The sequence below is a fragment of the Roseovarius conchicola genome (assembly GCF_041403425.1).
GTDB lineage: Bacteria > Pseudomonadota > Alphaproteobacteria > Rhodobacterales > Rhodobacteraceae > Roseovarius > Roseovarius conchicola.
This window is the reverse complement of the sequence record NZ_JBGEHK010000007.1, coordinates 72,483-84,627: the sequence shown is the minus strand read 5'-3', so window position 1 is coordinate 84,627 and position 12,145 is coordinate 72,483. Positions and strand designations below refer to the sequence as shown.

Below are 12,145 nucleotides of genomic sequence, written 5' to 3'. Positions count from 1 at the left end.
CCTCCCTAATAGACCGGCGGGGCAATGACCCAGATCACCACAGCCGCTTCGTCATAAGGATTCTCCCAATCATAAACCTCGCCTCGCAGCCGGAAACTGTCGCCGGGGCCAACTGTAAAAGTGTTTCCGGCAACGGTCAGATCAAGCTTTCCCGAGATCACATAGCCCACCTCTTGCGTAGGCCGCTGGTTTGGCGTGCTCAGCGAGGCACCCGGTTGAAAGGTCGAATGGATCACCTCGAATTCGTCAGTCAGATCGGGCGACAGCAATTCCTCGATCAGCCCTTCCTCGCCACTGCCCATGGGACGGCGCGCACCCGCGCGCACGACATAGCCCTGCTCTTCCGCCGGGGCACTGGCATGACCGAACAGAAACGACACCGGCACCTCCATCGCATCCGCAATCTGGCGCAGATCGGAAATAGACGGTTCGGACATGTCCCGTTCGACCTGGCTGAGCCAGCCGACCGAGCGCCCCAACTGATCGGCCAGATCGCTCAATGTCATGCCGCGCGACTTGCGCAAAGCGCGCAGGTCAGCCCCCAACGTATGAAGTTTGGCAGGATCGAACTGATGCATAAAGCGGGCACCGATGGGTTAAGGTCTATGATGCGGGCCGTGAAATTTTTGCCCAGAATTTCACGTTGCGTTGATTCCGTGAAAAAATCAAACGGAATTTCATGCCAAAGGTCAGGTTTTCCACACTCGCCTGCCAGTCCGAAAAAGAGGATTAACCGCGACAGTGAAATAGTATCGGATGTATCCAGTGAAGTTTCTTGTGCTTTTGGTTCTGGCCTATGGTCTGGCCGTTAACCTTATGACTGCCTTGCTGTTCTGGCTCGATAAAAGGCGCGCCATACTTGGCGGGCAGCGTGTGCCAGAGCGACGTTTATTAACACTCGCAGCGATAGGGGGATCTCCGGCGGCACAGGTCGCGCGGCGCAGGTTGCGACACAAGACCCACAAACAACCCTTCACCAATCACATGCGCCGGATCATAAATGTGCAACGCACCCTGCTTGTCACATGCGCTGCGTTGCTGGTTATTGTGCTTTGGCAAATATGGTCTGCATAAGCCCGCTAAGCGCCTCGGCATCCTCTTGGGTAAACGCACTCGGCTGATCCGAGTCGATATCCAGCACGCCCAATAAGTCTCCCGCGTCGTTCCAAACCGGCAGCACCAGCTCTGATCGGGTCGAACTGGCACAGGCGATATGCCCCGGAAAAGCATCCACATCATCAACAAGCTGCACTTCACCAGTGCGCGCCGCAGCCCCGCAAACCCCACGCGAAAACGGGATCGTCAGGCACCCATGCCCACCTTGATAGGGCCCGATCTTCATAAGCTCGGGCGCGACCACACGATAGAAGCCGGTCCAGTCGAACCGATCGTCGGAGTGATGCACTTCGCACACCACAGTGGCCATCAACGCCACCGTATCGTTTTCTCCTTCGGTTAACGCGTCGAGTGTCTTGCCCAACGCCGTGTAATCGACTCGCATGATGTCTCCTTGGGTGCAGCTATTCCACTCGCTCTATGGCAATCGCCGTGCCTTCACCACCACCAATGCAAATCGCCGCAACACCGCGTTTCAGCCCGCGTTTCTCTAACGCATTCAGCAATGTCACCATGATCCGCGCGCCGCTGGCCCCGATCGGATGGCCCAGCGCACAGGCCCCGCCATTGACGTTCAGCTGGTCACGCGCCACGCCCATTTCGTGCATGAACGCCATGGGTACGACAGCAAATGCCTCGTTCACCTCCCAAAGATCCACATCGCCGACGCTCCACCCGATCTGGGCGAGCAGCTTTTGTGCAGCAGGCACCGGTGCGGTGGTAAACCAGCCCGGCGCCTGGGCATGGCTGGCATGGCCCACAATCTTCGCGCGAACCTTCAACCCCTGCGCCTCTGCCGTCTCGGCCGAGGCCAGAACCAGCGCGGCCGCCCCGTCGGAAATGGAAGAGGCATTGGCCGCCGTCACCGTGCCGTCCTTGCGAAATGCCGGCTTCAGCGTCGGAATTTTCTCGGGCCGGGCTTTGCCGGGCTGTTCGTCTGTGGTGATCACCGCCTCACCGCGACGCGTATGTAGGGTAACTGGCGTAATCTCTCCCTCGAAGGCTCCGCTACGCTCGGCCTCCAGTGCGTTAGACAGCGATGCCAGGGCGTATTGATCCTGCGCCTCGCGCGTGAACTGGAATTTCTCGGCGCAATCCTCGGCGAAAGTGCCCATCAGACGGCCTTTGTCATAGGCATCCTCTAGCCCATCAAGGAACATGTGGTCTTTGACCTCGCTATGTCCGATCCGCGCACCGCCCCGCATCTTTGGCAACATGTAAGGCGCGTTTGACATGCTCTCCATACCGCCTGCGATCATCGTGTCGGCGTGGCCAAGGGCGATCTGGTCAAACCCCATCATCGCGGCTTTCATACCAGACCCGCACATCTTGTTCAGGGTGGTGGCCGGAACGTCCTCGCCCAAACCTCCGGCAAACCCGGCCTGTCGTGCCGGTGCCTGGCCCTGCCCTGCGGGCAATACACAACCCATCAACAACTCGTCCACCGTGGTTGCCCCGGCATCCGCCAAAGCCGCCCGGATCGCTGCTCCACCGAGGACGCTGGCTTCGACGCCGTCGAAATCACCCTGAAATCCGCCCATTGGTGTGCGGGCTGCCCCTGCGATGATCACGTCTTTCATAACATCCTCCTGCGGTTATCTGGCCCTTACATACCGAATGGTAAGGAATGGGGTCTAGCCTGCGCGTAGTTCTACTTAACGCGTTTCGCTCTGACACGGCCACTGATGGTCTGGATGTGGCGCGCGCAACGTACTTATTTCTCACGGCGTTTCGCGGACAACTGTGGTTCAGTTTTTTGCAGGGCGCTTTAGCAGGCGGAGACAAGAAATGAAGCTCGAAACCGATACCACGAATGACGTAACCATTCTCACCGTTACCGACACGCGCATTGATGCGGCGGTGGCTATTCAGTTCAAGGATGCTATGCGCACGGCCACCAATAATGAGGCTGATCGCGTGGTTCTGAACATGTCAAAGGTGAAGTTTGTTGATTCCAGCGGGCTTGGCGCCATTGTGGCCGCGATGAAACATATGGGCGCGGGGCGCAAGCTGGATCTGGCCGGACTGACGGCCGATGTCGACAAGGTGTTTCGCCTGACGCGGATGGACTCGGTGTTCGATATCTATCCTTCAGTCGAAGACGCTGTCGACATACGCGCGGCTGGCTGACGCCGCACCCATTCTAACGCAGGAGCGTTCGTTGACAGGGCAAGACCGGCAACTCAGCTTTCAATTGGAAACACTGGGCACACCAGAAACAGTGCGCGATATCCTTGGTGACCTGCGCGCCCGGCTTCAGAACATCGGACTTGACGAAGACCGCTGTGGCACGGTCGAAATCGTGATGGCCGAGGCGCTGAACAACATCGTGGAACATGCCTATGCCCCTCAATGTGAAGGTCCTTTGTGCCTGAGCGCACGTCTGGACAGGGGCCATCTGGTCATCAGGACGCGCGATCGCGGTCACCCACTTCCCGGTCTTACTCTGCCCAAACGGGCCCTGCCAGATGCAACAGGCCCGCTCGACAGCCTCCCGGAAGGGGGATTCGGCTGGTCCCTCATTCACGATCTGACCGAAACGGCACAATACACGCGCAAGGCGAGCGAAAATCGCCTAACCCTAACGTTCGCGATCAATCCGCCTGTTTCGGCGTAATTGTTGCCGTACGGGGGGCAAAACGCCACTGAAATGACATAATCCATGCGAAAATCCGCCTGAAATCATGGTCATACAGGTCGGGTAGCTGCAATAAGCTTCCCTCGGCGTCGCGCTGAAACAGCCCCCACCCAGTGCGCGACGCCGAGGAACTACATCCCCCTACATTTTCATTTTTTGTCAGTGCGTCTTTCCGCGTGCCGAACCTTGCCGCTTTGCCATACAAGCAAGCCACCAGTTCATCCCGATATCCTCGTACGCGCACTTGCAGTGAAACGGAAACGCCTTAGTGTCTCCTCGAAATCGTTTCAGGAGACACCATGCGCGATTTTCACCAACCAGGCCGCTCGGCGGTTCTTGCCAGCAATGGCATTTGCGCAACCTCACACCCGCTGGCCGCCCGCACCGCCATCGATATTCTGGCACGCGGCGGCAATGCGATGGACGCAGCCATAGCCGGAGCGGTCCTTCTGGGCTTTTGCGAGCCGCAGATGACGGGGATTGGCGGTGACTGTTTCGTGCTTTTCACAGACCCCGGCGCAACCAACGTGAAAGCACTGAACGGATCGGGCCGCGCGCCCGCCGCCGCGTCGGCACAGGCCCTGCGCGACGACGGTCATAACACTGTGCCGGTCTATAGCCCGCATGCCGTAACCACCCCCTGCGCTATCGAGTCGTTCTGCCGCCTGTCAGAAGATCACGGCAAGCTCGGCCTTGATGCGTTGCTTGCACCCTCGATCCGTTACGCGGACGAAGGTGTTCCGGTCGCCCCACGGGTTGCTCTGGATTGGCCCGAGGATGCCAAGGTGCTGCAGGGCCATGGCGTCACCCACTTCTCCAATGGCGGCAAGATCCTGAAAACCGGCGATCTTTTCCGCGCACCGGGTCAGGCCGAAGTGCTGCGCCGCATCGCGAAGAACGGCGCATCCGCGTTTTACGAAGGCGAAGTGGCCAACGACATGCTGGCGGCGCTGACCGCACTGGGTGGCGTTCACACGACAGAGGATTTCGCCAACCGTTCGGTTGATTACACCACGCCCATAAGCGGCACCTACAAAGGCACTGACCTGATCGAGCATCCGCCCAATGGTCAGGGAGCCACTGCGATCCTACTTCTGAACATTCTGGCCCATTTCGATATCGCAGCGATGGACCCGTTTGGCGCACAGCGCGCCCATATCGAGGCCGAAGCCAGCAAGCTGGCCTACGATGCCCGCGATCGGATTCTGGGTGATCCTGACACCACTGCACGGTTGGAGCATATGTTATCGCCTGAAACCGCCGCAAGGCTGGCGGCGTTGATCGATCCGAAAAAGGCGATGCCCGACCCGGCGCCCGTCGCGGAGGCCGTGCACAAAGATACGGTCTATATCACCGTCATCGATCGCGATCGCATGGCCGTTTCGCTGATCTATTCGATCTTTCATGGCTTTGGGTCGGGTATAGCATCAGAAAAGTTTGGTATTCTGCTGCAAAATCGGGGGGCGGGGTTCAATCTAACCCCGGGTCATGTGAACGAACTGGTCCCGGGCAAACGCCCTCTGCACACGATCATACCGGCGATGCTGGGACAGAACGATCAGGTCAGTACAAGTTTCGGCGTGATGGGCGGGGCTTATCAACCCTGCGGGCATGCCCGGTTCATGTCGAACATGCTGGATTTCGGGATGGACCCACAAAGCGCCAATGATGCGCCGCGCTGTTTTGCCGAAAGCGAAGGTTTGAAGATTGAGCGCGGTTATAGCGATGCCACCAGGCAAGCGTTGGCCGATATGGGGCATAACCTGATCACACCCCATGAACCGATTGGCGGCGCACAATCGATCACCATTCGCGAAAACGGCGTGCTGGAAGGATCCAGTGACCCGCGAAAAGATGGATGTGCTTTGGGGTACTGACTTAATCGGGCGGGGTTCAGCCCGCCACGCACTTAGTTCAGTTGGAAGTGCAGCGGGTAATGCCCGTCCTGAAACGGACCGAACAGATCGGGGATATCAGGATGATCCACCGGTTCTCCCGAATAGTCCGCCACGAGGTTCTGCTCGCTCACATAGGCCACGTAATAGCTTTGGTCATTTTCGGCCAGCAGATGATAAAAGGGCTGCTGTTTCAACGGACGGCTGTCTTCGGGAATCGCATCATACCATTCCTCGGTATTGGAAAACTCGGGATCGACATCAAACACCACGCCCCGAAACGGATGTTTTTTGTGCCGGACAACCTGTCCCAAATGGTACTTCGCGCGCGTTTTTAACATCATAACAGTAAGCCCCTCGACCCGCACACTAATCATTTCAGGCCCGGTTTGTCCAATATTGACGACAAATTTTGCGGAAACAGTCTGTCATCTTGGACACCGGGAAAGTGCCTCTCAGCAAATTGATCGCCGAATGGGGAAAATCCGCCGCCAAAGGGCGCATTTTCAGAATTGGCGATTCCCTCGTGGCGTCGTTTGCGCTAAAATGAAGAAAAAAGAAAGCGAGAGGCAGATGAGCAGAACTCTTCGCGCAATACTGGTGCTTTTGCTGGTCGCATCCTGTGGCGGGCGTGGCGGTCCTCCGCCGTCGGCAAACCTGTTGGATGATGCCTGCGCCATTTTGCGCTCAAAACCCGAATATAAACGCGCCTTCCGCGCAACCGAGCGGCGTTGGGGCGTGCCGATGCATGTGCAGATGGCGACGATCCATCAGGAAAGCAAATTCGTATCGGATGCGCGCACCCCGTTTCGCTATACTTTGGGCGTGATCCCGATGGGCCGCCAAAGTTCGGCGTTTGGTTATAGCCAGGCGCTGGATGGCACTTGGAAGGAATACCTGAAGGATACCGGCAAGCGCGGCGCACGGCGGGACAATATCCGCGATGCCACCGATTTCATGGGCTGGTACATGAAGGAATCGCGCGACAGGCTGAACATTCCGCTGTCAGATGCGCGTAACCAGTACCTGGCCTATCACGAAGGGCGCACCGGCTTTTCGCGCGGCACGTATAGCAGCAAGCCGTGGTTGTTGCGCGTGTCAGGAAAGGTTGAGGAACGTTCGCAAATGTATCGCGGGCAATTGCGCCGGTGTCGCTAAAAAGCGTGACGGGGGCTGCGGCCCCCGCCAGAACACCATCCAGTCGCTCCCACTAGCCGGCCAGTGTGTTCGCAACTTTCTTGGCGGTCTTTTTGCCCGATTTGTGCGCTCCCGCAACGGTTGCCCAGTCATCCTGACTTAACGCCTCACCCGCGAACCAGAGCCGCTCGGCCTCGGCCTTGCGTAATTCCTTGCGGCTCCATGCCCCACCAGGTTCGGCCGAGGCATAAGCGCCTTGGGTGAACGGATCGAACGACCAATCGTAAAAGGCCTGTTCCAGCAATGCGTTTTCAACGTCTGAGCCAAACACTTTTTTCAGCTCTGTGATGACAAAATCGATCGAGGCGCCAGCCCCGGCCTCGGCCATCTGACGTGCGAAATCACCACCTATGTCACAATAGGTGATGCCCGTTCCACCTGCATCTACCAATGCGGCAAATCCATGCGGCACGCCGTCTACTTCTTTTTCAACTTTATAGCTGTAATACCCGTCTTCTCCGATGCCGAAGAAGTTCTCTTTGAACTGGAGAGCGACGTGGTTGTAATGCCCCATGGTCAACAGGTTGATCGCCTCTTGCTTGCGTTCGGGAAGGGGCGGGTCGAACGCGATATCGCCGCTTTTCAGGACCCCCATCGATACGGTCACCACGACCGCGCGGGCCTCGATCGTGCCTTGATCGGTCTCGACCTGCACGCCCATACCACCCCAGCGCACGGTCTTGGCCGCCGTATTCAGGGATACGGGCACATCCCGCGCGCTGTGGGCAAAGAGGGTGCCGAACCCTTCGCGACAATAGAAATCTGTACCATCCTCAGCGGTCCACCAATCCTTGCAGGAAAAGTGGTCGAAATCCTTGGCCAACTCGTAGGGGCCGATCAGCATATGGGCCGTGATGCCCCACTCGCCCAGATCCGGCATCACGCTGGCAGCCGAGACATCCTTGCCCTTGCGTCCCGCCTTGGAGATTGCCTTAAGCGCCTTGGTTTCGGCTTGCTCATAGGCGCGCCACTCGGCATCTGTTGCCTCGCGATTGCCGACATACATCACCCCGTCATCCGGGGCGCGGTAGATATCGAAACCGTTCTCGATGCCGTAATCCGCAAAGGGGTTCTTTTCTCGGTAATGCAGCCAGTGTGCGCCGACATCATAGGGTACACCGAAGGTTTCGGTTTCGGTCCACACCCGGCCACCGACCCGGCCGGACGCTTCGATCACCGTGACAGTCAGCCCCCTGACGGTTAGCTCGCGTGCCGTTGAAATGCCCGCAGCCCCAGCCCCGATCACCACCACGTCAGTTGAGGCCGCATTGCCGCGTCGTGGGATCATTGGTGTGGCCAACAGGGCCGAACCGGACAACAAAGTCTGTCTTCTGGAAAGCAATGGCATGCGGCACCTCAATTTATGATCAAATCTGTCGAGTTAATGTGGACAGAGCCGCCGCAAAGATCAAGGTTAAGGCTGTCAGAGGCGCAAGACCTGCGCGCCTACATCAGAGTGCAGTCAAAAAAATAAACTAAGTACCTGATATTATTTATACTAGCACTCCGCGCATTGGTGGTCCGTGGGTAAGATATAGCGATCAAAGCATCATGAAACGCTCACGGCATCTTGTCGCAGCCAGCGAAGAACGCGGTGAAAATCACCATTCCTGCCTTTTTGATCAAATTTTGACGCTTTGCGCTTGGGGATTTAATCTTGCCGTCTGGTACCATCGCTGATGCCGGGGATTACGAAGATGTTGTTCGCCAATCGTCCACCCTTTTCAAGATCACCCAGAACAACGGTGGTCCGGCTGCCTGCATCGTCATTAATCACCCATTGACGCAACTCAACCGGATTACCGGTAAAGACCAGTTCGATACTGCCGTATTCCGGGTTATCCGGGTCCTGCGCCGTGACGGTTGTGGAAGTCCCGTCACTGGTATGGCCAATCACCATTCTTTCCCGCGCCAGATTCACATTCCGCGCGAGGATAATCTTTAGCGGTGTGCGGTGCAGCGGATACCCTTCAGGCTTGGTATTTGATTTGCCATCAACCACGCCCACGGTGTTGCCATCAGCCACCACCAGAATCTTTTCGGGCGGGTTGTATTCAAACCGCACACGGCCCGGGCGCTTGATATAGATTTGCCCGGTGCTGATCGTGCCGTCGTCATTGATCTGGGTGAATTCACCCGTGGCAGTGCTGAAACTGTTCAAATACTGCGAGATCTGGTTCAACGACAGTTTTTCTGCCGCTGCCGGACTGGCCACCACCAGGGCAGCCGCGATTATCGTGCGAAACAAAGTCATAACCTGAACCTATGTCTGTGGGCGGGGGATTACACCCCCCGGATTACCGGGAATCCTGCCCGATCTCTCCCCGTTAGGCGATATCGTGCCCACTGTTATCAGCTATCAATGCTGTTCGGGCACCAGAATTTCGCGCTTTCCGACATGGTTGGCCGCCGAAACAATGCCTTCTTCCTCCATCTGCTCGACCAAACGTGCGGCTTTGTTATAGCCGATCGCCAGTTTGCGCTGAATGTAAGAGGTCGAGCATTTCCGGTCGGTAATCGCGATCTGCACAGCGGTATCGTAAAGCGCGTCCTCACCATCCGTGTTTCCACCGGTGTTCAAACCCAGAACCGCGTCGATATTCCCGGCCTTGTCATCCTCAGGGCCGTCTACAACACCGCTCAGGTAATCCGGCGGGCCATAGGCCTTGAGGTTGTTGACCACTTCTTCGACTTCTTCGTCCGACACGAACGGCCCGTGACAACGGGTGATTTTACCGCCGCCTGCCATATAGAGCATATCGCCCATACCCAGCAGTTGCTCGGCCCCCATTTCCCCAAGGATGGTGCGGCTGTCGACCTTACTGGTCACCTGGAAACTGATCCGGGTGGGGAAGTTGGCCTTGATTGTACCGGTGATCACGTCAACCGATGGGCGCTGAGTGGCCATGATGAGGTGAATGCCCGATGCCCGCGCCATTTGCGCCAAACGCTGAATGCAAGCCTCGATTTCCTTGCCCGCCACCATCATCAGGTCGGCCATCTCGTCAACGATCACGACGATATAGGGCATTTTTTCAGGGATGATTTCCTCGGTCTCGAACACCGGTTCGCCTGTCTCGTCATCAAAGCCCGTTTGCACCGTGCGGGTGAAGGTTTCGTTCTTAGACAAAGCCTCTTCGACCCGGCCATTATAGCCATCGATATTGCGCACGCCCATTTTGGACATCTTGCGATAGCGTTCTTCCATCTCACCCACGGTCCATTTCAGGGCCACAACCGCTTTTTTGGGGTCGGTCACCACGGGGGAGAGCAGATGGGGAATGCCATCATAAACGCTGAGTTCCAGCATCTTGGGGTCAATCATGATCAGGCGGCATTCATCCGGCGTCAGCTTGTAGAGCAGGCTGAGGATCATGGTGTTGATCGCCACGGATTTACCCGAACCGGTGGTTCCCGCGATCAGCAGGTGGGGCATCTTGGCCAGCGATGACACGACCGGGTCACCGCCGATATCCTTACCCAAGGCCAGCGGCAGCTTCATGTTGCTGTCGCCGAAATCACGCGTCGACAGCAATTCGCGCAGAACCACCATCTCGCGGTTTTCATTGGGCAGTTCGATGCCGATCACGCTGCGCCCCGGTACGGTGGAAACCCGTGCGGAAAGTGCAGACATCGACCGTGCAATATCATCGGCCAAGCCGATCACCCGGCTGGCTTTCAGGCCCGGGGCGGGCTCCAATTCGTACATGGTTACAACCGGGCCGGGGCGCACGCTGACAATCTCACCTTTGACGCCGTAATCATCCAGCACGTTTTCCAGCATCCTGGCGTTTTCTTCCAACGCCTCGTCACTCAGATGATGACGTTGCACAACGGTCGGATTGGACAGCAGGCTGAGCGGTGGAAGCTCGTATTCGACCTTGGGTTTTTCTTCGAACTGCAAGGCGGGCTGGGCCTCGGCCTTGGCTTTTTGCGAAGGTTGTGCGGGCTTACGCGGCGGATGTTGCACCACTTTACGCGGTTCGGCGGTGGGAATGGCCATCGGTTGGGCCATGTCGGTGACGTGCATAGCCGACTCATCCACATATGGCTGCTCGTCGATCATGTCGGCAGGTGCTGGCGGCGCGCTCAAAGGCGGCTCGGACGGCATGGCGACATGCGCAGCAGTCAGCGGTGGTTCGGGCGGCAGGCCGGGCGCACTCGGCGCATCGGTGTTCAGAACCAGAGGTTGCGGCCCGCGGCCACGGCCCTTGGTCAGGGGTGCGACACTGTCGACCTGCACATGTGGATTCTGGCGGACGCGGGTTTTGATCACATCAGAAATCCGCGCCTTGATCCGGTCTTCTCCGGGGACTTCGGCATCGTGATCCACCACACCATTTTCCACCAGTTCCGGTTCAGGCATGGGTTCGGGCTTGCGCATCAAGGATGGCATCAGGGCGCGCAAACCACCGGGTTTCTCCACGACTTCGTCTTGTTCTTCGGGCAAGCGATACGCGGGTGCATCACCCGCGGTCAGTACCGGTTCAGCCGCGCGCAACACGCGGGCCGGTTGGGAGACGGCCTGTTCGGCGACCAGTTCAGCGGCACGGGCTTCGGCCTCTTCCGCGCGCAGGGCACGGCGCTCGTCATTGCGGGCTTTCAAGCCTTGCGCGACATGGGCCGCCCCATGAGCGCCACGGCCCAGAACAGACATGATTGTCGCATAGGTCATGATCACACCGACGACCATGAACCGGCCCAGACGCATCAGTTCCAACCGGGTGAAACCCAGTACGAAAGCGCCCAACACCAACATCAACGCGCCCAGCATCAGCGACACCAGTTTCAACCCCAGCGCAGCACCAATCGGCAAAATGCCCAGGATTGCCCCAAGAACAGTATCTCCAAACAAACCACCCAGCCCAAAGCTGTGCGTGCTCGCCCAGGCCTCGCCAGGGGTCAGCGACGAGGCGTAAAGCGACAACAGCGCAATCCAGATCGGGGCGAAGATCAACCGCCCGATGGCGCGCTCCTGCCCTTTATGCAAAGCGAAACGAAGGCCCCAGGCCCCCAGGACAATGGCCAGACCCCAGGCCCCCCAACCGACAATCATGAACAGAGGCGCTGCAATTGCGGCTCCGGTGGCCCCCATCCAGTTGTGCACTGCGGCATCCGTTGCGCTCATCCAACTGGGATCATCGGGGTGGTAAGATACAATCATCGCCGCCGCCGCAGCCCCCACGACTATCAGCACCAAACCCAGCAATTCCTTGCCGCGTTTCTCGATTGCTTCAGCCATGTTGCTGTCCAAAAGCGGGTCGCGCCCACCACGTGCCTGATATGCCATCTCGTCCCT

The 12,145-nt window shown here is 58.1% G+C and carries 12 protein-coding genes; 5 read left to right on the top strand and 7 right to left on the bottom strand.

The window, feature by feature from the left end:
- Positions 1-5: 5 nt before the first annotated feature.
- On the bottom strand, positions 6-578 hold the full coding sequence (locus tag V6N02_RS17730) for a helix-turn-helix domain-containing protein (protein WP_371227732.1): 573 nt from the start codon (positions 576-578) through the stop codon (positions 6-8).
- 178 nt (positions 579-756) lie between these two features.
- Between V6N02_RS17730 and V6N02_RS17725 the strand changes: the two genes are divergently transcribed.
- A complete protein-coding gene (locus V6N02_RS17725; protein WP_371227730.1) occupies positions 757-1,074 on the top strand; it encodes a DUF1294 domain-containing protein in 318 nt (105 codons plus the stop codon).
- On the opposite strand, the gene V6N02_RS17720 is transcribed toward V6N02_RS17725, so the two are convergent.
- Both V6N02_RS17720 and V6N02_RS17715 read right to left on the bottom strand, forming a co-directional pair.
- The gene (locus V6N02_RS17720; RefSeq protein ID WP_371227728.1) at positions 1,043-1,501 is read right to left on the bottom strand and encodes a GAF domain-containing protein; all 459 of its coding nucleotides are present in this window, start codon (positions 1,499-1,501) and stop codon (positions 1,043-1,045) included. The two genes, V6N02_RS17725 and V6N02_RS17720, sit on opposite strands and share 32 nt — an antisense overlap.
- A 19-nt stretch (positions 1,502-1,520) precedes the next feature.
- Entirely contained in the window at positions 1,521-2,696 is a 1,176-nt protein-coding gene (locus V6N02_RS17715; protein ID WP_371227726.1) for a thiolase family protein, read from the bottom strand.
- A gap of 208 nt (positions 2,697-2,904) precedes the next feature.
- Between V6N02_RS17715 and V6N02_RS17710 the strand changes: the two genes are divergently transcribed.
- The 3 genes from V6N02_RS17710 (at position 2,905) to ggt (ending at position 5,631) form a co-directional block, all read left to right on the top strand.
- Positions 2,905-3,246: an STAS domain-containing protein gene (locus V6N02_RS17710; protein ID WP_371227724.1), complete on the top strand. Its 342-nt coding sequence runs from the start codon at positions 2,905-2,907 to the stop codon at positions 3,244-3,246.
- 31 nt (positions 3,247-3,277) lie between these two features.
- Complete coding sequence (locus V6N02_RS17705; protein WP_371227722.1) at positions 3,278-3,733, top strand: ATP-binding protein; 456 nt, start codon at positions 3,278-3,280, stop codon at positions 3,731-3,733.
- 320 nt (positions 3,734-4,053) lie between these two features.
- The gene (gene ggt / locus V6N02_RS17700; RefSeq protein ID WP_371227720.1) at positions 4,054-5,631 is read left to right on the top strand and encodes a gamma-glutamyltransferase; all 1,578 of its coding nucleotides are present in this window, start codon (positions 4,054-4,056) and stop codon (positions 5,629-5,631) included.
- 32 nt (positions 5,632-5,663) lie between these two features.
- Here the strand turns inward: ggt and hspQ are convergent, their stop codons facing one another.
- Positions 5,664-5,990 (bottom strand): heat shock protein HspQ, encoded by a 327-nt coding sequence (hspQ, locus tag V6N02_RS17695; protein WP_371227887.1) that lies wholly within the window; start codon positions 5,988-5,990, stop codon positions 5,664-5,666.
- A 232-nt stretch (positions 5,991-6,222) separates the two neighbouring features.
- Here hspQ and V6N02_RS17690 point away from each other — a divergent pair, with 232 nt between their 5' ends.
- Positions 6,223-6,807, top strand: a complete 585-nt coding sequence (locus V6N02_RS17690; RefSeq protein WP_371227718.1) for a transglycosylase SLT domain-containing protein — start codon at positions 6,223-6,225, stop codon at positions 6,805-6,807.
- 52 nt (positions 6,808-6,859) lie between these two features.
- Here the strand turns inward: V6N02_RS17690 and V6N02_RS17685 are convergent, their stop codons facing one another.
- The 3 genes from V6N02_RS17685 to V6N02_RS17675 form a co-directional block, all read right to left on the bottom strand.
- Entirely contained in the window at positions 6,860-8,134 is a 1,275-nt protein-coding gene (locus tag V6N02_RS17685; RefSeq protein ID WP_371227716.1) for a flavin monoamine oxidase family protein, read from the bottom strand.
- 363 nt (positions 8,135-8,497) lie between these two features.
- Entirely contained in the window at positions 8,498-9,100 is a 603-nt protein-coding gene (locus V6N02_RS17680; protein WP_371227714.1) for a LolA family protein, read from the bottom strand.
- A 105-nt stretch (positions 9,101-9,205) separates the two neighbouring features.
- A complete protein-coding gene (locus V6N02_RS17675; protein ID WP_371227712.1) occupies positions 9,206-12,136 on the bottom strand; it encodes a DNA translocase FtsK in 2,931 nt (976 codons plus the stop codon).
- Between the last annotated feature and the right edge of the window lie 9 nt (positions 12,137-12,145).

Excerpts from the sequence above, each read along its gene's own strand:
- V6N02_RS17730 (WP_371227732.1), bottom strand. The coding sequence starts at position 578 with ATGCATCAGTTCGATCCTGCCAAACTTCATACGTTGGGGGCTGACCTG.
- V6N02_RS17725 (WP_371227730.1), top strand. The coding sequence starts at position 757 with ATGTATCCAGTGAAGTTTCTTGTGCTTTTGGTTCTGGCCTATGGTCTG.
- V6N02_RS17720 (WP_371227728.1), bottom strand. The coding sequence starts at position 1,501 with ATGCGAGTCGATTACACGGCGTTGGGCAAGACACTCGACGCGTTAACC.
- V6N02_RS17715 (WP_371227726.1), bottom strand. The coding sequence starts at position 2,696 with ATGAAAGACGTGATCATCGCAGGGGCAGCCCGCACACCAATGGGCGGA.
- V6N02_RS17710 (WP_371227724.1), top strand. The coding sequence starts at position 2,905 with ATGAAGCTCGAAACCGATACCACGAATGACGTAACCATTCTCACCGTT.
- ggt (WP_371227720.1), top strand. The coding sequence starts at position 4,054 with ATGCGCGATTTTCACCAACCAGGCCGCTCGGCGGTTCTTGCCAGCAAT.
- hspQ (WP_371227887.1), bottom strand. The coding sequence starts at position 5,990 with ATGTTAAAAACGCGCGCGAAGTACCATTTGGGACAGGTTGTCCGGCAC.
- V6N02_RS17690 (WP_371227718.1), top strand. The coding sequence starts at position 6,223 with ATGAGCAGAACTCTTCGCGCAATACTGGTGCTTTTGCTGGTCGCATCC.
- V6N02_RS17685 (WP_371227716.1), bottom strand. The coding sequence starts at position 8,134 with ATGATCCCACGACGCGGCAATGCGGCCTCAACTGACGTGGTGGTGATC.
- V6N02_RS17680 (WP_371227714.1), bottom strand. The coding sequence starts at position 9,100 with ATGACTTTGTTTCGCACGATAATCGCGGCTGCCCTGGTGGTGGCCAGT.
- V6N02_RS17675 (WP_371227712.1), bottom strand. The coding sequence starts at position 12,136 with ATGGCATATCAGGCACGTGGTGGGCGCGACCCGCTTTTGGACAGCAAC.